Below are 23,679 nucleotides of genomic sequence, written 5' to 3'. Positions count from 1 at the left end.
TACAACTTACCAAAAAAGTCAAGTGCAAAAATAATATAAATAATTAATATAACTAATATAATTAATAAAAAATAATATAATTCAATGTTTGTTTTAAAGTCAGTATTGTGACATGATTTATTTAAATCTGATTTATGGTGACAAATTAAATATAATAAAAATAACTATATTAAACTATATTGATTAACCTTATTTATAAATATTACTTGATAATAAAATAATAGGTTATGTGTTACTTAATATTTCTAAAAAAACCTAAAATAATTTTAAGTTGTTACTTGATATTTTTATTTAGTAACAACTTATTTTTATGTTATTATAAAATTTATAGAATGAAAATGATTAAGGTTTAAAATAATTTTTGTTTGGGAGTAAGAAATGAAATTTATGCATTTGTCGGATCTTCATTTAGGGAAAAAAGTAAACGGTTATTCAATGATTGAAGATCAAAAATATATTATAAATAACATATTAGAAATTATAGATAATGAAAATATTGAAAGTGTAATAATTGCAGGAGATGTTTATGATAAGAGTGTGCCTCCTGTAGATGCGGTGGAGTTATTTAATGATTTTCTTGAAGAACTTGAAAATAGAAATCTTTATGTATTTATAATAAGCGGGAATCACGATTCACCGGAGCGTATTGCCTTTGGTAATTCATTTATGCGTAAAAGTAAAATATTTTTTTCCCCTGTATATAACGGAGAAATTAATGAAATAGAATTAAATGATGAATACGGGAAAATAAATATATGGATGTTACCTTTTATAAAACCGTTAAATGTTCGTAAGGTTTATGAAGATAAGGTGATAAATACTTATAATGATGCTGTAAAAACAGTAATAGATAATCTTAAAATAGATACAAACGAAAGAAATATAATGATTACACATCAATTTGTAACGGGAGCAGAAAGAACAGATTCAGAAGAAATATCAGTAGGTGGGAGCGATAATATAGATGTATCGAATTTTGATAAGTTTGATTATACAGCTTTAGGGCATATACACCGTCCGCAAAATTGTAAATCAGAAAGAGTTAGATATTCTGGAACACCACTTAAATATTCATTTTCGGAAGCTAAGGATAAAAAAAGTGCAACGATTATAGATATTAAGGAAAAGAATAATATAAGCATTAAAACAGTTCCTTTTAAACCTTTAAGGGATATGGTAGAAATAAAGGGAAAATATAATGATATTATGCGACTTGATTTTTATAAAGATACATCTTATAGGGAAGATTATATGCATATTATTCTTACAGATGAAGAGGATATACCTGATGTTATAACAAAACTTAGAGCAGTTTATCATAATATAATGAAAGTTGACTATGATAACATTAGAACGAGATCTTCAAATAAGATTAAAGAAATTGAACATATAGAAAGTTTTTCTCCTTTTGAATTATTCTCAGATTTTTATAAACAGCAGAATAATCAAAGCATGAATGAAGAACAGAATAATTATATTAAAAATACGATTGAAGAAATATGGGGGAATAATTAATGAGACCAACTAAACTTATAATGTCAGCTTTTGGTCCATATTCAAATAAAGTTGAAATTGATTTTGATAAACTTGGGGAAAACGGACTATATTTAATAACTGGTGATACAGGAGCAGGTAAAACAACTATTTTTGATGCAATAACATATGCATTATATGGAAGAGCCAGTGGAGAAAACAGAGATGCAAGCATGTTTCGTTCAAAATATGCACTTGAAAGCACTCCAACAAGTGTTGAACTAAATTTTACATACTCCGGTAAAGAATATTATATAAAAAGAAATCCAGAATATGTTAGACCTAAAAGCAGAGGAGATGGATTTACAACTCAAAAGGCAAGTGTAGAACTTTATTTGCCAAACGGTAAAACAATAGATAAACCAAAAGAAGTAAATGATGCTGTTATAGATATTTTAGGTGTTGATTATCATCAATTTACTCAAATTGTTATGATAGCACAAGGTGATTTCTTAAAATTATTAAATTCTTCTACCGATGAAAGAAAACAGACTTTTCAAAAATTATTTAAGACACAAAAATATAATTTACTTCAAGAAAAAATAAAAGAGGATTTTTTAGAAATAAATAAAAAATATAACAGCTTGAAAAGTACTCTTATTCAGTATATTGATGGAATAAAATGTGAAGAGGATGAGAATCTTTATTTAATAATAGAAAAGATAAAAAATGAAGAAACTCCTTTTATAGATGTTATTCCGTTAATAGAAAATAGCATAAATGACAGTATTGAAGAAGAAAAACAATGTCAAATTGAAATAAATAAGTTAGATGATGAAATAGAAGAAATTACAAAAATTCTTACAAAAGCAAAAACACTTATAAATGCTAAAGAAAGCATAAAAGATTTAGAAGATGAACTATTTGAAAAAGAAGAAGAAAAAAATAAATTAAGTTTAAAAGTAGAAGATGCAAAAAAAGAATACGATAAGAGAGATGATATTCTAAACGAAATTACACAAATTGAAATCAAGCTTGATGATTATGATGAGCTTGAAAAAAATATAAATGAAGAAGAAAATATAAGGAATAGAATAGAAAATAATGATAAATCATTTAAGAAAAAATCTTTAAGTAAAGATAAGTTGGAAGAAGAAATAAAGAATATAGAAGAAGAAATAAGAAGTATAGATGAAATAATAAAAAATAAAAGTAATTATATTGAGGAGAAGTCAAATTTAGAGAAAGAAAAAAAAGATATTGATACTATTATAAGTTATAAAGAAAACTTTGATAAAACTAAAGAAGCATATGAAAACTTGATTAATGATTACAAAATAAAATCAGAAAAGGCACAAGCTTTAAAGGAAAAGTATGATAAAGGAAACAGAGCTTATCTCGATGAACAAGCAGGTATTTTAGCTAAGAACTTAATAGATAATGAGCCTTGTCCTGTATGTGGTTCAACTTCTCATCCAAATCCTGCAAAACAAGAGTTTAATGCTCCTACAAAAGAAGAGCTTGAAAAACTAAAAAGTGAATCTGAAAAAGCACAAGAAAAAGAAAGAAAAGCCAGTGAAAAAGCAGGAGAAGTAAAAGGTTCCTTAAAAGAAATTGAAGAAAGATTAAATAAACTTTCAAATGATATTTTAAATGGTAAGTCATTAGAAAAAAAGAAAGAAGATACAGTAAATCTATTAAATGAAGTATTAGATAAAATAAGTGATATAGAAGATAAAGAAACAACAAAAGAAGAACTTAATCAGTCACTACAAAAAAACAAAGATAATTTGGCCAAGTTAAAAGATGAAATGCAAAGCATTATAAATTCAAAACTAACAGATGAAACTATGTTAAAAAACATTTCTCAAAGAATAGATAATTTAAAAGGTAATCTTAAATATGAAAATAAAAATGCTGCTTTAAAAACAAAGAAAAGTTTAGAACAAACTAAAAAATCTATTGAAGAAAATTATAAAGAAACAAATGAAGCATTTGAAGATTGTAAAAGAAGTATTAAAGAGATAAAAATAAAAATAGATACTAATAAAGAAATTCTAAAAAATAGTGAAGATATAGATATAACAAAAGAAGAAGAAAAACAAGCATATTTAAAAACAGAAAAACAAAATTTACAAAATAAGCAAAAAAATATTAACCTAACAAAAGAAATCAATTCTTCATATTTAGAAAAAATACAATCAAAGCTTAAAGAACAAGAAAAGGTTGAAGAAAAATATAAATGGTTAAATGCATTAAGCAGTACTGCAAATGGAACTTTAACAGGTAAAGAAAAGATAATGCTTGAAACCTATATACAAATGGCATATTTTGACAGAATAATTAACAGGGCAAATATTAGATTAATCAGTATGACTTCGGGACAGTATGAATTAATAAGAAAAACTTCTGCCGATAATAAAAGAAAGCAAAGTGGATTGGAACTTGATGTAATAGACCATTATAACGGCTCAAAAAGAGATGTTAAATCATTATCAGGAGGAGAATCTTTTAAGGCGTCGTTATGTTTGGCACTTGGATTATGTGATGAAATACAGTCCTCTGCAGGAGGAATAAAACTTGATACAATGTTTGTTGATGAAGGTTTTGGTTCTCTTGATGAAGAATCTTTATCTCAGGCTATAAGAACACTTTCAGCCCTATGTGAAGGTAACAGGCTTGTAGGGATAATATCCCATGTAAGCGAACTTAGAGAAAAAATAGACAAGCAGATTATAGTTAAGAAAGAAAAAGCAGGCGGGAGCAAAGTATTAGTCGAAGTATAATAAAAAAACTTCTTAAAATGTAATATTTTAGGAAGTTTTTATTTTTTTGTTTTTATTTGTAAGTATATATAATTGAGTTTGATATTTTGTTGTGATAAAATTTTTTATAATGGATGGTAAACTATCATAAGGAGAAATGATATGGATAATAAAGTCGGTTTAACATGGATAAATTTTTATATGGAATTTGCTTCAGTTTTGTTAAATTATAAAAATAATAGAAATGTTCTTATAGATAAGTTAAAAAGAATATATAGAGAAAATGATAAATATATTAAATTTCCAACATTTGAAAAAGATAAAGACATTATAGATATCGATCCTTTTTCAGTTTTTGGTCTTTTTAATAAGGGAATAAAAGCTAGTAACAGGAAACTAATTTTAGAGGGTATATCAAAAGAATTTAGTCTTAAAAGTAATATTCCTTTAGGTTTTGATGGTATTCCTATTTTAAATAATCTTAGTTCATCTTTTTTTGCTTTTAAAGAAAAGAGAAAAAGTACAGATATAGACGGACTTTGGAAAATGTTTGAAGCAGGCATTAATTATGCAGATAATAAAAATGATAAAACAAGAAATGATTTTATTATTGCTTATAATAATGTAATAAAACAATATGGGGTGAATTGGAATATTACAATGGGATTATTCTGGATTTGACCTAATGCATATGTAAATTTAGATGCAACAAATAGAGATTTTATAATTAAAAATAATTTAATTGACAGTAGAATAAATTATTTAACTAGAAGATTAGAAAATATTCCAAAGGGGCAAGATTATCTATATTTGATTGAAAATATTTCTACTAATTTAAACAGCGGAAAATATCCATTTATAAATTTTGTTGAATTGTCTTCTTCTGCATGGAATTACTATAACAATAATAAAAATAATATAGATAAAGAAATTAATTCTACACAAAATATTGAAGAATATAATCCCAATATTACAAAAGAACAATGGAAAAAATTTATTATAAACATTGAAAAACCATCAAATTTAACATCAATAAAAATGTTAAAAGCAATAATGGAATTAGGTGGTGAGGCTTATTGTAATGAATTAATAGAAAAATATGGAGGAAATGTAGATTATTATGTAAAAGCTACATTAGGGCTTGGTAAAAATGCAAAAAAATACTTTAATTTAGAAAATTATATAGAGAATGGTAAAGAAAGAATATATGTAATTCCTTTTGTAGGTAAAAAAACAAATGAACATAATACAGAAAGTTTTGTTTACTCTATAAGGAAGGAATTAAGAGAAGCATTAAATGAAATAGATTTATCAGATATTTCACCATTTTGTGAAAATGAAAATTTACTTAAAGGGACAACGAAAGAAGAAAATAATATGCAAGTAACGGATATTAGAAAAAATACTATTTTATATGGACCTCCTGGTACAGGGAAAACATATAATACAGTATTATATGCAGTTGCAATAATAGAAAATAAAAAATTAGCTGATATAAAAAGTGAAAAATATGAAGAGGTATTAAAAAGATATAATCAGTATAAATCAGATGGATTAATTGAATTTACAACATTTCATCAATCTTATGGATATGAAGAATTTATAGAGGGGATAAAACCGATTATTAATAATAATGAAGATGAAAACAGTGATGTAAATTATAAAATTGAACCGGGTGTTTTTAAGGCTTTTTGTGATAAAGCAGAAACAGCTTCTTTAAGTAATTCAAATTATAATTTGGAATTAAATAATTCACCTGAGATATGGAAAGTTTCCTTAGAGGGTACAGGTGAAAACAGGACAAGAAGTGAATGTATGGAAAATGGTCACATAAGAATTGGATATGATTTTTATGGAGAAAATATAGAAGATGAAACAAAATTTGAATTTGGGGGTAAAAATGTTTTAAATGCGTTTATTTCCAAAATGAAAGTAGGAGATATTGTTTTATCTTGCTATAGCTCTACTACAATTGATGCTATTGGTATTGTAAGTGGTGAATATGAATGGCATGATGAATATGAAAAGTATAAGCGTTTAAGAAAAGTAAAATGGATAGTAAAAGGAATAAAAGAAAATATTGTTGATATAAATAATGGCTGTTCATTGACATTATCTTCTGTATATAGGTTAAACATTTCATTGTCAGATGTAATAAATATTATTTCAAAATATTCAGGTGTGTTATTACATTCTAAAAAAAGAAAAAGTAACTTTGTTTTTATAATTGATGAAATAAATAGAGGAAATATTTCAAGCATATTTGGGGAACTTATTACTCTTATAGAAGAAAGTAAAAGAATAGGTGCAAAAGAAGAATTAAAATTAAGATTACCTTACTCAAAAAAGCTTTTTGGAGTTTTGGATAATATTTACATACTTGGAACAATGAATACTGCCGACCGTTCTATTGCTCTTATTGATACAGCCCTTAGACGTCGTTTTGATTTCGTTGAAGTTTTACCAAATGAAGAAATTTTAAATGATGTATATGTAGAAGGTGTTTCTATTAAAGATATGCTTAAAAAAATAAATATGAGAATAGCAGCATTATATGACAGAGAGCATATGATTGGTCATTCGTACTTTATTCCACTTATAAATAATCCTAATTTAGATACTTTATCAATGATATTTAAAAAGAATATTATTCCGTTATTACAAGAGTATTTTTATGAAGATTACGAAAAGATTGGATTAATTCTTGGAGATAACAATAAAAACCATGAAGATAAATTTATTGTAAAAAAAGATTGTGATTATAATATGTTGTTTGGCAGTAATGTAGATATTGATATAGATATACCTTATATATATGAAATCAATGAAGATGCATTTGAAAATATTAATGCATATAAGATGATATAAGTTGAAAGAAGTAATATTATATGAAAAAAATATATCAAATAAAAGAATATGGTTCATTTACAAAAGGTAGTCAGATTGAAGGATATATTTCTCTACCTAATGATACGTTTGATGAATTGGAGAATTTTATACTTTCAAATTCTTTTAAAGAAACTTCTGCTCTTGATATTATGAAGTTATCGGTTCAAAGGGGAATAGGAAAAATCATTACAGCCCAAAATTATGTTGGCATGATTACAATGAATGAAGGAACTATTATAGAGATACTTCCAAAAGTTTATTCAAAAGAAGAAGAAAATGAGCAAAAGACAAAAAAGCTGTTTATAGATATGCTGAAATCATTTAAAGAATTTCCATATAAAAACTTCCAAATGGCAAATATGGATATTTCAAAAATGAATATATTTGAGATATTTATAAGAATGTTTATTGATGAAGTTTTTTATATTGTAAAAAGAGGAATAAAAAGTGATTACCAAAGAGTGTCAGAAAACAAACCATTTTTAAAGGGAAAGATAGATTTCTCAAAACAAATTAAATATAATTTAATACATAAAGAAAGATTTTTTATTTGTTATGATGATTATAATACAAATTGTATTGAAAACAGAATTATAAAAGAAACATTATTATACTTATACAAAGTTACATCTTCATCAAAAAACAAAAAAGATATAAAAATTCTTTTAAATAATTTTGAGAATGTTAGTACACTTAAAGTATATTCAAAAGTTGATTTTGATAATTTAGTTATAGATAGAAATAAAAAATATTATGAAAGAGCCATAATGTGGAGTGAGATTTTTCTTTTTGGTAAAAGTTTTACTTCTTTCTCAGGTTCTAAAATATCTTTTGCTTTATTATTCCCAATGGAAAAATTATTTGAAAAATATATTGCAAAACAATTAAAATTAGTAATAGACAATAATAAATACTCTATTTCTTTTCAAGATGGCAGATATCATTTATTTGAAGAGCCTCAAAAGAAATTCTTAATTAAGCCTGATATTGTTTTAAAAGATAAAATTAATAATTATATTTATGTTATGGATACAAAGTGGAAACTTTTATCAGAAAAAAATAATAATTATGGTATATCTCAATCTGATATATATCAAATGTATGCTTATAATAAAAAATATGATTCTAGGAATGTAACATTGTTATATCCTCTTACACCAAATATAGATAAAAATAAAAAAATACGATTTTATTCAAATGATGGTGCAAGAATAAATGTTGAATTTATAGATTTATATAATGTTAAAGATACTCTTAAACAAATAATGAGTAATATGAATTAAAAAACACTCTTATTTAGAGTGTTTTTATTCGTCCATTGATATGGTTGAATTTGCAGCAAGAAGTAAAAGTCTTTTAAATTCATTTTTTTCTTCTTTTGTCATTTTATCTGTCATTCTATCAAAACATATTTTAACTTGTTCTTTTACAAAAGGGTACACTTCTAAGGCTTTATTTGTTGGTTTTATGTCGTATGTTCTTTTGTCTTTTATATTTGTAGTTCTTTCAACAAAACATCTTTCTTCCATTTTATTTAAAGTTTTGGCAACTACACTCTTATCAAGCCCTATTTTTTTTGTTATTTCATCTTGAGTTATTTTTTCAAAGTCACAAATAATTAAAATAATAACAGCTTGAGGTGCTGTTAAATTATATTTTGCACAGTTCTTATTAAGAAACATGTGTGATTTTCTATATAGTATAGATATAAATTTAAAAGGGTTGTCCATAATATCAAACATAAAAAAGCCTCCTTTTATATATTAAATATTATAGTTGGTTGATTTAATATTTGCAAATATTTTTTAGTGGCAATTGCCACTAAACTTTTGACCGTAAATATTTTCTATGATATTTTATAATATAGTGGCAATTGCCACTATATTATGTTTTGACAAAAAAGGAGTGCATTATATGGAAAAAATAACAAAAATATGGAATAAAAATTTTATTTTATTATTTATTACTAATCTTTTGGTTTTAGCGGCATTTTATGCCTCCATACCTATTATTCCGGTATACTGTCAGCAAATAGGGATAACCGGTTCAAAAGTTGGTATAGTACTATCTGCTATGTCGGTTGCGACAATTTTATTTCGTCCAATAGCCGGATATTTACTTGATAATTTTAATCGTTATCTTATATATGTTTTGTTTTTGGCTCTATTTTGCCTATCTTTCACAAGTTTTATTTTATTTCCAATGTTTGGGGCATTAATTGTAATACGTTTATATATGGAGGGCTGTTTATTCTATTTGTGGTTCAGCAACAATGACTCTTGCCAGTGATGTTTTACCACCTTCAAAGATTACAGAAGGAATAAGCAGATTTGCATTTACAATATCAATTGGTATGGCAGTTGGTCCTTTTGTAGGCATTCAAGTTCAGAACTATTTAAGCAGTAAAGCATCTTTTTTAACGGTTTTTGCAATAACGGTTGTGGCTTTAATATGTGTGTTATGTTGTAAAATAAAATATCCTAAAGTAGAAAGAAAGAAATTTGCGCTAAAAGATACAATTTATAAACCTGCTTTTCCGTTTATGTTCAATATGATGTTTCTTATGATTCCATACGGAGCAGTTATAGCATATTCATCAATCTTAGCGGGAGAAAAGAATTTAACAGGATTTCTTCCTTATTTTTATATTTTCCTTGTTGTTGGAATGCTTTTACCAAAACTATCTACACAAAAAATGATTGATGCAGGAAAACATAAAGTATTAGTGTATATTAGTTTAGTAATTTTAATATTAACAATGGTTAGTTATAAATTCTTAAATACAGGTATACATTTACTTTTAGCGGGATTTTTCTTTGGTCTTGGTTATGGTATATTACAACCTTTATTCCAGTCTTTTGTTACCGGTACTACACTGGCACCAAAGAGGGGGGTAGCAAATGCAACATATCTATTATCATATGATATTGGTATTGGTATAGGTTCTTTATTAATGGGTTTTATGCAGGAAAGCATAGGATTATCTAATGGCTTTGCATTAACCGTAGTAGCTTATATTGTTGGTTTTATTGTTTATATGTTATATGTAGATAAATATTATGAAAAATTAAAAAACAAAGAAGGTTCAAAAAAAGAACACAAAGGTTTCTTATCAGAGTATATGGAACATGAAATATATACTATTAATGAAAATAAGACGGTTAGATATGCCATAACGTTCTTTACGGAAAAAAATATTAGTGGAGCTCCTATTATATCTGAAACAGGGAAACCAGTGGGTTATATTACAGATGGAGATATTATGAGATATATGAAAGTAGATGAGCACCATCCTACGGCTATAGATAGTTCTGTAATGTTTATGGATTATTTCTGGAATACAGATAATGAATTTGAAGAAAAACTTAATTCTATTATGGACTTAAACGTACTTGAGATAGGTACAAATAAGTCTATTACTATTGATATTAATGCATCAATGGAAGAAGCTTTAAAATTACTTAGTGAAACAGGTATAAAGAAAATACCGGTAATCAAGAATAATAAAATTGTTGGAATAATTTCTCGTAGTGTAATGACGCAGTTTTTGGTTAAGAGGTATCTTGTAAAACAATATTTAAAAAATAAAAAGAAAGAAGAAATTGTTTAATAATAATTTGATGTTAATTATAAAAAAAGACCATTTATATATGGTCTTTTTTATCCTTCATATCCTTTTTCAACTTCTGCATCTAATACAATAGCTTCCATTTGAAGCATTTCACGATTTCTCTTATCCTTAAGATATTCTTTGTTTTGATTAATCATGTTGATTTCTTCTTCGCTTAAATTATCTTTATATTTTTGATGCATTTTACTTGTAAATGTATTATTTGAATTTCCAAAATTGCTTGCTCCTTTTATGAATGTTATTTTTACATCCATAATGAGTTCAGGAAATTCTGAGAATACATTTTTCACATGAGCATCTGTAATTTGATATTCTGCTCCTATGGAATCAATAATTTCGTAAAAATGATTCATTGAATTTTTTATAGTTTTACTGTTTGCAGGTATAACAATTTTATTTAAACCCATTAATAAATTTCTACCTGTAAGAGTATTGATACTAAAGGTTTTATTTATTGTAGATTTATTTGAATATTTTTGATTTACATTTGAAGTATTGGGTTTAGTGCTATATTGTTGTGCCATTTCCATTAAAGCTTTTTGCTTTTGGATTTTTTTGTTATTAATATTATTTCCTATAATTTTTCCAGCGATGATTCCTACTATTAAAGATAAAACGATATTAATAGCATTCCATATGGTAATTTGAAGTTCCATACCACCGGTTTCGTAAAATGGTAAAGTAAAATAATAAGTTAAAGATTTAAGTGGTGTGCTTGTAATTAATATAAAAACTATAACTACGCCCAAAACCATATATAAAAAGGAATTATTTATATGATTTTTATTTTTAGACTTCATTTTTTCCTCTACAGAATTTATTTAGTGTAAAGACAATAAAATTAACAATTTAATTATATAAAAATAATATTTTAAACGCAATACAATTTAAAATGTTATATAAAATTATATATATACAATGTTATGTATATATATAAAGTATAAAGTTATATTTTAAATACTAAATTATAGAAAAAGTTTGAAAACAGTAAAAATTTAAAAAAAATAAATTTATTTTTTTATGAAAAAGAATAAAATATTATTCATAAAATTTACAACTAAAAAGGTAGGAAATAAAAAAGAAGTAATATGACTTCTTTTAATTGATTTTTTATTGTTTATATTAAGAATCAATAAAAAATGGTCAAAAAAAATTATTAATAACAAAAAAATAAAAAAAATAAATATAAATAGGGGACATACAAGCTGTAAGCATGTTGATATAAGCAAAAACTATATATTGTATATAAAAAAAATTAATTAAATTTTTTTGTTATTATTCTCATTTTTTACATAAAATTTAAGACAAACATTTATAATACTGCTATAATATAAATACATAAAAAGTTTAAGCAGATTTTTAGTTTCATTATATTATTTTTATGGAAAATTTTAAATTAAAATAAAATGCAAGATTATAAAAAATTTTTTATTTTCTCATTCTATTTGTTTTCACTATTTTTGTAAATAAAAAAAATATAAAAAATATATGTTATTTTTTATGGTTTCGTAAAAGTTGTGTAAATATTCTATATTTATGCAACCTACCCTTGAAAAATGATAATGAAAACGTTATAATAAATATATGAAATCGTTTCACTTTTAAAGTGTGAAATAATAAATATTTAAAGAGGTGTAGAGTATGATAGATATGCTAGAAAAGGTAAAAAAATGGAAGGACAGTGTATTACTTACTGACAGTGAAAAACAGACGCTTAATTCGATGAGTGACGAAGAATTAAACTCGGCTTTTTCTCAAGAATTAAAGTTTGGTACTGCAGGTCTTAGAGGAATAATGGGTCTTGGTACAAACAGAATGAATATTTATGTTGTCAGAAGAGCAACAATGGGGCTTGCTATGTATTTAAATAAATACTTTGATAATCCAACTGTTGTGATAAGTTATGACAGCAGAAATAATTCAAGATTATTTGCCGAAGAGTCAATGGGAGTTTTAGCAGCAAATGGAATAAAAACATATATGTTTAGTGAACTTATGCCTGTTCCCGCACTTTCATTTGCAACAAGATATTTGAAATGTGATGCGGGTATAATGATCACGGCAAGTCACAATCCGAAAGAATATAACGGATACAAGGTTTATGCTTCAACAGGTGGTCAAATATTAGATGAAACAGCAGATGAAATAGAAGCCAATATAGCTGGAATAGATATTTTCGAGGATGTTAAATATATATCTTTTGACGAAGCAATGAATGGAAATGGGGAATATGTTCCAAATGAAGTTATGGATGCATATTTTGAAGAAGCAAACAAAGCTTCAGATTGGTCAAGCGAAAGAGATATTTCAATAGTATATACACCTCTTAATGGTTCAGGTAATAAACCTGTTCAACAAATTCTATCAATGAATGGTTTTGATAAAGTATATGTAGTGAAAGAACAAGAAGAACCGGACGGTAATTTCCCTACATGTCCTGCTCCAAATCCTGAAAAATATGAAGTTTATACACCGGCAATAAAACTTGCAAAAGAAAAAGATGCAGATGTTATTGTTGCAACGGATCCGGATTGTGATAGAGCCGGAATGATGATAAAAGTTGGTGATGATTATCAAGTATTAACAGGTAATCAAATCGGAATGTTGCTTGCTGATTATATTAGTTCAAGAGTAGATAATCCACAGGATAAAACAATTGTTACATCAGTAGTAAGTACTCCAATGGTTGATAAAGTTGTTGGAAAATACGGTGTAAGTGTTAGAAGAACACTTGTTGGATTTAAATGGATTGGTGAACAAATTGATTTATTAAAAGATTCATTTATTTTCGGATTTGAAGAAAGTTATGGATATTTGGTTGGTCAATATGCAAGAGACAAAGATGGTATTGTTGCTGCAAAATTAATTTGTCAAATGGCTGCTTACTACAAAGCACAAGGTAAAACCTTATTTGATGTACTAAACGGTTTATATGAACAATTTGGACACTGTGTTGATATAACAGTAAGCGTAGATATTGATGATATATCACAAGTATCAAGTATCATGGATAAGATTTCAACAAAAGAAAGCGCAAATGAAGTATTTTCTGATGTAGTTAAATATGAAGATTACAGCAAAGAAGGAACAGGGCTTCCTATAACAAACATGATTTTAATTGAAAAAGGTGACGGAACAAGGGTAATTGTAAGACCTTCCGGTACAGAACCAAAAGTAAAACTTTACATGTCTTTCTATGAAGATGATGAAGCTAAATTAGAAGAAAGAAAAGCAGATATTTTAAATCGCTTTAATACAATTTTATAATTTTAGGAGGAATGATAAAAAATGAGAATAGATTTATCAAGAAACGGTATTGAAATTAAACAGGAGTCAATGGATGTTGCAAGTAAATGGCATAGGGAACTTGCAAAAGGAGATCAAGAATTTACAGGTTGGGCAAATCTTCCATCAACAATAGATAAAGATATGGTTGAAGATATTAAACAAACAGCAAAAGAAATAAAAGAAAAATGTGATTTATTTGTTGTTATAGGTATTGGAGGTTCATATCTTGGAGCTCAAGCAGTAATTGATGCTCTTGATGGAAGCAAAAATGATTATCCTGAAGTAATGTTTGCAGGATATAATATGTCAGCTACAACAATGAATAAAGTTGTAAAAGCAATGGAAGAAAAAGAAACTTGTATTTGTGTTATTTCTAAATCAGGCGGAACTGTTGAACCATTAATGGCTTATTCAATTTTGAAAGAAAAATTAATTGAAAAATACGGTGAAGCTGAAGCAGATAAGAGAATATATGTTGTAACAGATGCAGTAAGGGGAACTTTAAGACCTGAAGTTGAAGCAAAAGGCTATAAATCTTTTGTTATTCCTGATAACGTAGGTGGAAGATATTCAGTTCTTACTCCTGTAGGACTACTTCCAATCGCAGCAGCAGGTGCAGATATTGATGCATTATTAAAAGGTGCTAAAGATATGGAAGAAGATGAAGGCTGGAAAGATGAACTTTTAAAATATGCTATTTCAAGAGTTGACCTTTTGAACAGTGGAAAAGTTATTGAAGTATTTGAATATTTTGAAGATACTTTAAGATATTTCGGAGAATGGATAAAACAATTATTTGGTGAAAGCGAAGGAAAAGAAGGTAAAGGTGCTTATCCTGCATGCTTATGTTTCTCAAGAGACCTTCATTCAATAGGTCAATTCTTACAACAAGGTAATCCTATTGTATATGAAACAGTAATTAGAATAGATGAACCAAACTTAAACTTTACTATTCCTGAAATAGCAGGTGATCCATATGCAGGAAAAACTTTAGAAGATATTAACAGATGTGCTGAAGGCGGAGTTATTTTAGCTCATGAAAAAGCTGGAGTTCCAATTAATACTATTTCAATAGAAAAACTTGATGAATATAATCTTGGACAAATGATTTACTTCTTTGAAATGACATGTGGTATTGCTGCTTCAATGCAAGGTGTTAATCCATTCGATCAACCTGGAGTAGAAGGTTATAAGAGTGAAATGAGAAAATTAATAAATGAATTATAAAAAAATATGAGGTGGCGCACAAATGTCAAAAACTTTATTAACAAACGATGAACAGTATTTATTTGCAGAAGGAACATATTTAAGAGCATTTGATAAGTTAGGCGCTCATCCTGCTGAAATAGACGGAAAAGAAGGATATAATTTTGGAATTTGGGTTCCGGATGTAAAAAGTGTAAGAGTTGTGGGTTCTTTTAATGATTGGAACACTGAAGACTACTTTTTACATGATGACGGAAATGGTGTTTTTTCTGGATTTATCGAAGGAATAAAAGAAGGTGAGCTTTATAAATTTGTAATTGAAACAAAAGAAGGCGAGCTAATATATAAAGCAGACCCGTATGCTTTTTACGCTGAAGTAAAACCCGCAACGGCTTCTGTTACAACTGATATTGAGGGATATGATTGGAAAGATAAAAGATGGATGAATTCAAGACAAAAACACAACCATACAACAAAACCTCTTAATATCTATGAAGTGCATCTTGGTTCTTGGAGATGTCATGAAGACGGTAGTTATTATACCTATGACGAAATGTCAAAAGAACTTGTAGATTACGTAAAAGAGATGGGATATACACATGTTGAAATAATGCCTGTAATGGAACATCCTTTTGACGGTTCTTGGGGATATCAAATAACAGGGTATTTTGCTCCGACTTCAAGATATGGTACTCCTAAAGAGTTTATGCATCTTGTTGAAAGTTTTCATAAAGCCGGTATAGGTGTAATAATAGATTGGGTTCCCGGACATTTTTGTAAAGATGCTCACGGACTTGGTGCATTAAACGGAGATAAAGTATATGAGTCAAAAGAACATGCACAATGGGGTACATACAATTTTGATTTCTCAAAAGGAGAAGTAAGAAGTTTTCTTATTTCAAATGCATTATATTGGATTGAAAAATATCATGTTGACGGAATTAGAGTTGATGGTGTAAGCAGTATTTTATATATGAATTTTGGTATAGATGACGAATCACAAAAGAAATATAATCCTGATGGGACGGAAGGTGACTTAGATGCTATTGATTTTGTTCAAAATATGAATAAAACAATAGGAACAATGTATCCTGATGTAATGCTAATAGCAGAAGAAAGTACGGCATGGCCTCTTGTTACAAGACCTCCTGAAGTTGGGGGACTTGGTTTCCATTATAAGTGGGATATGGGCTGGATGAATGATACATTAAATTATTTTAGAACTGATTTTCCATTTAAACCTTGGAATCACAATTTGATTACTTTTTCAATGATGTATACATATAATGAAAACTTTATTCTTCCACTTTCTCATGATGAAGTCGTTCACGGTAAGGCTTCTATAATTGGTAAAATGCCAGGAGATTATTGGAGACAATTTGCGGGACTTAGAGTTCTTGCATTATATCAAATGACACATCCGGGCGGAAAACTTAATTTTATGGGAAGTGAATTTGGTCAATTTATAGAATGGAGATATTATGAACAACTTGAGTGGTTCTTAATTGACGAATATGACACGCATAAAAAACAACTTCATTATATAAAAACATTAAATGATTTTTATCTAAAAACAAAATCATTATGGGTTAAAGATTCTTCTTGGGAAGGTTATACATGGATTGATGCAGATGATAATGAACGCTCAATTATATCTTTTATAAGACATGGAAACAGACCTATAGATGATTTAATAGTTATAATAAACTTTACTCCTGAAACATATAATAATTTTATGGTTGGAGTTCCAAAAGCCGGAGATTATGTTGAAATATTTAATTCAGACAGTGAAGAATTTGGTGGTAGTGGCGTTGTTAATACAAGACGTGTTAAATCGAAGAAAAAAGAATGTAATGGAATGGAAAATTCCATAAAGATAAAACTTCCTCCAATCGGTGGTGTGGTATTAAAAAGAGCAACTGCAAAAAAATCTGCGAGAAAAACAAATACTACAACTAAGAGTAAAAAAACAGCAAAAGCTGAAAAACAACAAAAACAAAATAGAGAGAGAGACAATTAAATAATGGCGGTTTTTAACAAAGGTAAAAAAAATATCGAACAAGAAAATAATCAGAATAATAAAATTTTTAAAGATAAAGAAGATTTTAAAGAAAAATATCTAAATATTTTTAAAAAAGAATTAGGTGCTAGCTTTGAAGAGTCAAATAGTGTTGACAGATACAATATGCTTGCAACATTAATTCAAAAACAATCTAATGAAATTGGTAATGATTGTAAGAATGGTTATAGAAACAAAACACAAAAAAGATTATATTATTTTTCAATGGAATTCTTAATCGGAAAATTACTTAAAAATTATCTGATAAATTTTGGAGTTGAAGATATTGTAAAAGAAGGTTTAAAGGATTTGGGAGAGGATCTTGATAGTTTATGTGAAAATGAAAGAGATCCCGGACTTGGAAATGGTGGACTTGGAAGACTTGCTGCTTGCTTTGTAGATTCTCTTGCAAGTATGGGATATGCAGGTTATGGAATGGGAATAAGGTATGGATACGGACTTTTTAAACAAGTAATAAAAGACGGAAAACAAGTTGAATTACCTGATAACTGGTTGGAAAACGGTTTTCCTTTTGAAGCCAGAAAAGACAATAAAGCTGTAGTTGTTAAATTTGGCGGCGAAGTAAAAAGAAATTATGAGAATGATAAATTATATTGTTCATGGGAAAATACAGAAAATATAATTGCTGTGCCTTATGATGTTCCTATCGTAGGGTATGGCGGAAAAACAGTCAACACTTTAAGGCTTTGGAGTGCTGAACCTTATGAACAAAATTTTGATATGAATGCATTTAATAATGGGGATTATGCGGGTGCAATGAAATTCCGTTCCGATGTAGAAGCAATTACAAGTGTTTTATATCCAAACGATAATGGATTATCCGGAAAAGTATTAAGACTAAAACAAGAATATATGTTTGTTTCTGCAGGTATTGCAGATATCATTTCTACATTTAAAAAATGGCATGGAACAGATTGGAAGTTATTTCCTGATATGGTTGCAATTCATACTAATGATACCCATCCTGCACTTTGTGCACCTGAACTTATGAGACGTCTTATTGATGAAGAAGGTTTGGAATGGGATGATGCTTGGGATATAACTTGCAAGAGTATTTCATATACAAACCATACAATTCTTCCTGAAGCTTTGGAAAAATGGCCTATTGACATGTTTAGACAACTACTTCCTAGAGTTTATGATGTTGTTGAAGAAATTGATAGAAGATATAGGGAAAGTTTCCCTAGAAACATTGAAAATTGGCAAGAGTTACATCAAAACACAGCAATTCTTTGGGGTGGAGAAGTAAGAACAGCAAATCTATCTGTAATTTGCTCTCATACTGTAAATGGTGTTGCGGCACTACACTCTGAAATATTAAAGAAAGATACATTAAAAGAATTTTATACATTAAATCCAAGAAAATTCCAAAACAAAACAAACGGAATTTCTCACAGAAGATTTTTAAGGGAAGCAAATCCTTCTTATTCTAAACTTATAACTGATGCAATTGGGGATAAATGGTTAGAAGATGCAAATGAACTTGAAAAACTTCAAAAATATGAAGATGATAGTTCTTTCCTTGAAAAGATGGATGAAAGCAAAAAAGAAAATAAAGAACGCTTGGCAAAATATATTTTGGATACATCTGGTGTTCAAATTGATACTAATTCAATTTTCGATATACAAGTAAAGAGATTTCATGCATATAAAAGACAGCTTCTTAATGTTCTAAAAATAATTGATTTATATAATCAGCTTAAAGAAAATCCAAATATGGATATTCAACCTACAACATTTATTTTTGCAGGGAAAGCTGCTCAAGGATATGATTTCGCAAAAGATATAATTAGACTTGTAAATTCTGTTGCTGATGTTGTAAATAATGATAAAGGTGTATCAGAAAAAATAAAAGTTGCATTTGTTCCAAACTTCTCAGTATCAAATGGTCAGCTTATATATCCTGCTGCAAATATCAGTGAACAAATTTCAACAGCCGGAATGGAAGCATCTGGTACCGGTAATATGAAATTCATGATGAATGGTGCTATTACGTTAGGTACATTAGACGGTGCGAATGTTGAAATTGCTGAAAAAGTTGGAATGGATAATATAGAAATATTTGGTTTAAAAGCCGAAGAAGTTGATAGTTATAGATTAAATCATAATTATTATGTATGGGACGAATACAATAATAATCAAATAATAAAAAGACTTGTTGATGAACTTGTTGATGGAACTTTTGGTAAATTATCAGGTAATTTCAACTTGATATATGATACTTTGCTTAGAAGCAATGATGAATTCTTTGTACTTAAAGATTTTGAATCATATATGAACGGATGGAATAATTTACAAAAACTTTATTTAGATAGAAATAAATGGAATAAAATATCTCTTCATAATATTGCAAAATCAGGTTATTTCTCAAGTGACCGTACTATAAAACAATATTGTGAAGAAATATGGAATATAAAAAATAATCTATAAATGATATAGATAAAAAGGAGTTTAATTAAATATGAGAAAAAACGAATGTATTGCAATGCTTCTTGCAGGAGGTCAAGGTAGCCGTTTAAAAGCCTTAACAAAAAACATTGCCAAACCAGCCGTATCTTTTGGTGGAAAGTATAGAATAATCGACTTTTCATTATCAAACTGCGCAAATTCAAATATTTCAACAGTAGGTGTTTTAACACAGTATAGACCTTTTGCTTTAAATTCATATATAGGTAGCGGAGCTGCATGGGATTTGAATGGAAGAGAAGGCGGAGCTTTCATTCTTCCACCTTATGAAACTCAAACAGGTGGAGCTTGGTATGCTGGAACTGCAGATGCTATATACAGAAATATAGAATTCATAAACCAATATGATGCAGACTATGTATTAATCCTTTCAGGGGATCATATTTATCGTATGGATTATGAAGATATGTTAAATACTCACAAGAAAAATGAAGCTGATTTAACCGTTTCTGTTAAACCTGTTGAATGGGAAGAAGCTTCAAGATTTGGTATCTTAACTGCTGATGAAGAAGGCAGAATCGTTAAATTTACTGAAAAACCGCCAAAACCGGATTCAAATTTAGCATCAATGGGAATATATATTTTCAATAAAGATATTTTACTTAAAGCGCTTGTTGAAGATGCTGAAGATGAAAATTCAGACCATGACTTTGGTAAAAACATAATACCTAAACTTCTTTCAGAAGGTAAGAGATTATATACATATGAATTTGATGGTTATTGGAAAGATGTTGGAACTGTTGAAAGTTATCATGAAACAGGTATGGGACTTCTTGAAGAAAAACCTGAATTTATATTGGATGATCCAACTGCTCCTATTATGAGTAATGCTAATATATATTCTTCTCAAGTTATCGGTCCTGATGCTGATATTCAACAATCATTGGTTGCAAATGGATGTCATATAAAGGGAACATGTGAACATTCTATTATTAGTGTAGGATGTACTGTTGAAGAAGGTGCATACGTAAAAGATTCAATACTATTACCTGGCGTTACAATTGAAAAAGAAGCCAAAGTTTTTAATGCCGTTGTAGGAGAAAATTCTGTTGTAAAACAAAATGTTGTTTTCGGTAGTGATGAAGAAGGTGCTGAAATTCAATTGATAGGTAATGATGAAATTTATAGTGGTGGAGGAGCAGAATAATGAAAAATTTAGTAGGTATTATAACAGCAAATTATGGGACACCTGACTTAAATATTTTAACAAATAAAAGGACAATGGCCTCACTTCCTTATTCAGGCAGATATCGTCTAATTGACTTCCCACTTTCAAATATGGTTAATTCCGGGATTAATACAATAGGACTTATACAACCTGCAAGATATCGTTCTATTATTGACCATGTTGGAAGCGGAAAAGAATGGGATTTAGATAAAAAAAGAGGAGGTCTTCATATTCTTCCGGGAACATCTTATGGTATAGGTGTTGGAAATGAAAAATTTGTTATAAGAGATTTTAAAATTAATGACGTGTTCTTTAAACGTTCACCTGCTCCATACATAGTAATTTCTTCAGCAAGTATTATCAATAACATTGATTATACACAGTTATATAAAGCTCATGTTGAAAGCGGAGCTGATATAACAATGGCTTATAAAGTAATTTCAAATGATAATGAAAATATACTAAAAATAGAAGAAGCCGGCGGAAAAGTTGTAGATGTAGTTAAAGGTGTTAAAAAAGGTGATAAAGCATTTATTGAATGTTTTATAATTAACAGAGCAACTCTATTAAATATTTTTGAATGGTTCAATGAAATTGACTATTTAGATTTATTTGAAGCATTAAAAGGTTCTTATAATAAATTAAATGTAAAAACATTTGAATATGTAGGATATTCAAGATGTATTTTCGATGTTGATTCATATTTTGAAGGAAATATGGATTTACTTAAAGAAGGAATTGCAGAAGAATTATTCAAATCAAATTCAAGAATACTTACAAAAGTTCAAGACTCTGCACCTACAAAATACGAAAGAGGCTGTCATGTAAGAAACAGTGTTGTACCGGCAGGTTGTAAAATAGCAGGTACTGTTGAAAATAGTGTTATTTTCCGTAATGTAATAATAGAAAAAGGTGCTGTTGTAAAAAATAGTATTATAATGCAAAATTGCGTAATTAAGTCTGGAGCACAGATAGAATATGCTATAATAGATAAAGGAAATATTATTGGTGAAGGTTTAATGATTAAAGGAACCAGTGATGATATTTTCATTAAAGAAAAAAATGAATAGGGTGTAAGTAATGGTTAAAAGAAAACTAAATGTATTATTTGCAGCTTCTGAGGCTTATCCGTTTATGAAAACGGGTGGCCTTGGAGATGTTGCAGGATCTTTGCCTAAAGCATTACAAAATGACGGGGTTGAGGTTCGTGTTATTGTTCCAAAATACAGAGATATTCCACAGGAATATAAAGATCAAATGGAGCATGTTTGTGATTTTTATATGCCTCTTGGGTGGAGAAATGTATTTTGCGGAATAGAAAAAATAACATATCAAGGCGTAATTTATTATTTTGTAGATAATGAATACTATTTTAACAGAGGAGGAGCATACGGTTATTTTGATGATGGGGAAAGAATAGCATTTTTCTCAAAAGCAATAGTGGAATGCTTACAGTATTTGCCTGATTTTAAATGTGATGTTCTACATTGTAATGATTGGCATACAGCGTTGGCTCCTGTATTCCTTCGTGAATTTTATAATGGTGTAGGAAATTATGATAATATAAAAACGGTATTTACAGTTCATAATTTAAAATTCCAAGGACAAATGTCTGATATGGTTCTTGGTGATATATTAGGTTTAGATAGAAATAAAGCAGCATCAGAACAATTAAGATGTGATTCTCAATCTATCAATTTCTTAAAAGGTGCTTTATGTTATAGTGATATTTTAACAACTGTAAGTGAAACATATGCCGGTGAAATACAAAGTGATTTCTTTGGAGAAAATATGCAAGATATTTTCAGAAGAAGAAGTAATGTTTTATATGGTATCGTAAATGGAATTGATGTTGATTTCTTTAATCCTGAAAAATCAACAAATATTGTTGCAAACTATTCTGCAGATGATTTAGCAGGAAAGAGAAAATGTAAAGAAGAACTTCAAAAAGAACTTGGTCTTGAAGTTAATGCTGATATTCCTCTAATTGTAATGATAGGAAGATTAACGCAACAAAAAGGTCTTGATTTAATTCAAAGAGTTTTAGATGAGCTAATGCAACAATCTGTTCAATTTGCAGTACTTGGTACGGGAGATTATGAATATGAAGAAATGTTTAAAGGTTTCTCTTATAAATATCCAGGTAAGGTAAGTGCAAATATCAGATTTAGCGAACCTTTAAGTCATAGGTTATATTCAGGTGGAGATATGCTTCTAATGCCTTCATTATTTGAACCATGTGGATTATCTCAAATGATAGCAATGCACTTTGGAACACTTCCTATTGTTAGAGAAACAGGGGGACTTAAAGATACCGTAAAACCTTATAATATGTACACAGGTGAAGGAACTGGCTTTAGTTTTGCAAATTATAATGCTCATGAAATGTTGTTTACAATTAAAGCAGCAATAGATTTGTATTATAATAATAAAGATGCATGGACAAAGATGCAAAAAACTGCTATGAAAACAGACTTTAGCTGGAATGTAGCTGCTGATAAATATAAGAAATTATATGAACAACTTCATCCTGAAATTGAACCATATGTAGATGAAAAAAAGGATGATAAAATAGCTAAAGAAGAAAAAACTGTAGAAAATAATGATAAAAAAGAAGAAACAGTTAAAGTAATTGAAGAAAAAAAAGAAGTAGTTAAAGAAGCTGTTAAAGAAGAAAAAGATACTGATACTAAAATGAAAGAAGTAGTTGCAA

Annotated in this window: 15 protein-coding genes and 1 pseudogene; 14 read left to right on the top strand and 2 right to left on the bottom strand. The window is 28.1% G+C overall.

Annotation, left to right across the window (positions count from 1 at the left end; genetic code table 11):
- Positions 1-378: 378 nt before the first annotated feature.
- The 5 genes from V2W16_RS02270 to V2W16_RS02250 all read left to right on the top strand — a co-directional run bounded on the left by V2W16_RS02270 (position 379) and on the right by V2W16_RS02250 (position 8,410).
- Positions 379-1,515, top strand: a complete 1,137-nt coding sequence (locus V2W16_RS02270) for an exonuclease SbcCD subunit D (protein ID WP_329380721.1) — start codon at positions 379-381, stop codon at positions 1,513-1,515.
- Positions 1,515-4,259: an SMC family ATPase gene (locus V2W16_RS02265; RefSeq protein ID WP_329380718.1), complete on the top strand. Its 2,745-nt coding sequence runs from the start codon at positions 1,515-1,517 to the stop codon at positions 4,257-4,259. The genes V2W16_RS02270 and V2W16_RS02265 overlap by 1 nt, the downstream gene beginning before the upstream one ends.
- 141 nt (positions 4,260-4,400) lie before the next feature.
- Entirely contained in the window at positions 4,401-4,919 is a 519-nt protein-coding gene (locus V2W16_RS02260) for a hypothetical protein (RefSeq protein ID WP_329380714.1), read from the top strand.
- 129 nt (positions 4,920-5,048) lie between these two features.
- A complete protein-coding gene (locus V2W16_RS02255) occupies positions 5,049-7,106 on the top strand; it encodes an AAA family ATPase (RefSeq protein WP_329380711.1) in 2,058 nt (685 codons plus the stop codon).
- A gap of 20 nt (positions 7,107-7,126) precedes the next feature.
- Entirely contained in the window at positions 7,127-8,410 is a 1,284-nt protein-coding gene (locus V2W16_RS02250; protein WP_329380708.1) for an McrC family protein, read from the top strand.
- A gap of 24 nt (positions 8,411-8,434) precedes the next feature.
- On the opposite strand, the gene V2W16_RS02245 is transcribed toward V2W16_RS02250, so the two are convergent.
- The gene (locus V2W16_RS02245; RefSeq protein WP_329380705.1) at positions 8,435-8,869 is read right to left on the bottom strand and encodes a MarR family winged helix-turn-helix transcriptional regulator; all 435 of its coding nucleotides are present in this window, start codon (positions 8,867-8,869) and stop codon (positions 8,435-8,437) included.
- Between the two features lie 172 nt (positions 8,870-9,041).
- Between V2W16_RS02245 and V2W16_RS02240 the strand changes: the two genes are divergently transcribed.
- On the top strand, positions 9,042-9,416 hold the full coding sequence (locus V2W16_RS02240) for an MFS transporter (protein ID WP_329380702.1): 375 nt from the start codon (positions 9,042-9,044) through the stop codon (positions 9,414-9,416).
- Positions 9,400-10,737: an MFS transporter gene (locus V2W16_RS02235; protein ID WP_329380700.1), complete on the top strand. Its 1,338-nt coding sequence runs from the start codon at positions 9,400-9,402 to the stop codon at positions 10,735-10,737. The genes V2W16_RS02240 and V2W16_RS02235 overlap by 17 nt, the downstream gene beginning before the upstream one ends.
- A gap of 50 nt (positions 10,738-10,787) precedes the next feature.
- On the opposite strand, the gene V2W16_RS02230 is transcribed toward V2W16_RS02235, so the two are convergent.
- Positions 10,788-11,558 carry a hypothetical protein gene (locus tag V2W16_RS02230; RefSeq protein ID WP_329380697.1) on the bottom strand — a complete coding sequence of 257 codons (771 nt, stop codon included), beginning with the start codon at positions 11,556-11,558 and terminating at the stop codon, positions 10,788-10,790.
- Positions 11,559-12,399: 841 nt separating this feature from the next.
- Here V2W16_RS02230 and V2W16_RS02225 point away from each other — a divergent pair.
- From V2W16_RS02225 to glgA, 7 genes and pseudogenes are all read left to right on the top strand, one after another.
- Positions 12,400-14,025 carry a phospho-sugar mutase gene (locus V2W16_RS02225; RefSeq protein ID WP_329380694.1) on the top strand — a complete coding sequence of 542 codons (1,626 nt, stop codon included), beginning with the start codon at positions 12,400-12,402 and terminating at the stop codon, positions 14,023-14,025.
- A gap of 21 nt (positions 14,026-14,046) precedes the next feature.
- Positions 14,047-15,273 (top strand): glucose-6-phosphate isomerase, encoded by a 1,227-nt coding sequence (locus tag V2W16_RS02220; protein WP_329380691.1) that lies wholly within the window; start codon positions 14,047-14,049, stop codon positions 15,271-15,273.
- A 22-nt stretch (positions 15,274-15,295) separates the two neighbouring features.
- Positions 15,296-17,272 carry a 1,4-alpha-glucan branching protein GlgB gene (gene glgB / locus V2W16_RS02215; RefSeq protein WP_329380688.1) on the top strand — a complete coding sequence of 659 codons (1,977 nt, stop codon included), beginning with the start codon at positions 15,296-15,298 and terminating at the stop codon, positions 17,270-17,272.
- A gap of 3 nt (positions 17,273-17,275) precedes the next feature.
- Positions 17,276-19,762, top strand: coding sequence for a glycogen/starch/alpha-glucan phosphorylase (locus V2W16_RS02210; protein ID WP_329380685.1), 2,487 nt, complete (start codon positions 17,276-17,278; stop codon positions 19,760-19,762).
- A gap of 31 nt (positions 19,763-19,793) precedes the next feature.
- Positions 19,794-20,945 (top strand): glucose-1-phosphate adenylyltransferase, encoded by a 1,152-nt coding sequence (locus V2W16_RS02205; protein ID WP_329380682.1) that lies wholly within the window; start codon positions 19,794-19,796, stop codon positions 20,943-20,945.
- Entirely contained in the window at positions 20,945-22,036 is a 1,092-nt protein-coding gene (gene glgD, locus V2W16_RS02200) for a glucose-1-phosphate adenylyltransferase subunit GlgD (protein ID WP_329380679.1), read from the top strand. Before V2W16_RS02205 ends, glgD begins: the two co-directional genes overlap by 1 nt.
- Positions 22,037-22,046: 10 nt before the next feature.
- Positions 22,047-23,483 (top strand): annotated as a pseudogene (gene glgA, locus V2W16_RS02195) (glycogen synthase GlgA); the annotation flags it as partial.
- Positions 23,484-23,679: the final 196 nt, after the last annotated feature.

Source organism: Anaerofustis butyriciformans, from assembly GCF_036289385.1.
Taxonomy (GTDB): domain Bacteria; phylum Bacillota; class Clostridia; order Eubacteriales; family Anaerofustaceae; genus Anaerofustis; species Anaerofustis butyriciformans.
Note: the sequence above shows the minus strand (reverse complement) of the source record. Positions and strands in the feature narration are given on the sequence as shown.

Excerpts from the sequence above, each read along its gene's own strand:
- V2W16_RS02270 (WP_329380721.1), top strand. The coding sequence starts at position 379 with ATGAAATTTATGCATTTGTCGGATCTTCATTTAGGGAAAAAAGTAAAC.
- V2W16_RS02265 (WP_329380718.1), top strand. The coding sequence starts at position 1,515 with ATGAGACCAACTAAACTTATAATGTCAGCTTTTGGTCCATATTCAAAT.
- V2W16_RS02260 (WP_329380714.1), top strand. The coding sequence starts at position 4,401 with ATGGATAATAAAGTCGGTTTAACATGGATAAATTTTTATATGGAATTT.
- V2W16_RS02250 (WP_329380708.1), top strand. The coding sequence starts at position 7,127 with ATGAAAAAAATATATCAAATAAAAGAATATGGTTCATTTACAAAAGGT.
- V2W16_RS02245 (WP_329380705.1), bottom strand. The coding sequence starts at position 8,869 with ATGTTTGATATTATGGACAACCCTTTTAAATTTATATCTATACTATAT.
- V2W16_RS02240 (WP_329380702.1), top strand. The coding sequence starts at position 9,042 with ATGGAAAAAATAACAAAAATATGGAATAAAAATTTTATTTTATTATTT.
- V2W16_RS02235 (WP_329380700.1), top strand. The coding sequence starts at position 9,400 with ATGACTCTTGCCAGTGATGTTTTACCACCTTCAAAGATTACAGAAGGA.
- V2W16_RS02230 (WP_329380697.1), bottom strand. The coding sequence starts at position 11,558 with ATGAAGTCTAAAAATAAAAATCATATAAATAATTCCTTTTTATATATG.
- V2W16_RS02225 (WP_329380694.1), top strand. The coding sequence starts at position 12,400 with ATGATAGATATGCTAGAAAAGGTAAAAAAATGGAAGGACAGTGTATTA.
- V2W16_RS02220 (WP_329380691.1), top strand. The coding sequence starts at position 14,047 with ATGAGAATAGATTTATCAAGAAACGGTATTGAAATTAAACAGGAGTCA.
- glgB (WP_329380688.1), top strand. The coding sequence starts at position 15,296 with ATGTCAAAAACTTTATTAACAAACGATGAACAGTATTTATTTGCAGAA.
- V2W16_RS02210 (WP_329380685.1), top strand. The coding sequence starts at position 17,276 with ATGGCGGTTTTTAACAAAGGTAAAAAAAATATCGAACAAGAAAATAAT.
- V2W16_RS02205 (WP_329380682.1), top strand. The coding sequence starts at position 19,794 with ATGAGAAAAAACGAATGTATTGCAATGCTTCTTGCAGGAGGTCAAGGT.
- glgD (WP_329380679.1), top strand. The coding sequence starts at position 20,945 with ATGAAAAATTTAGTAGGTATTATAACAGCAAATTATGGGACACCTGAC.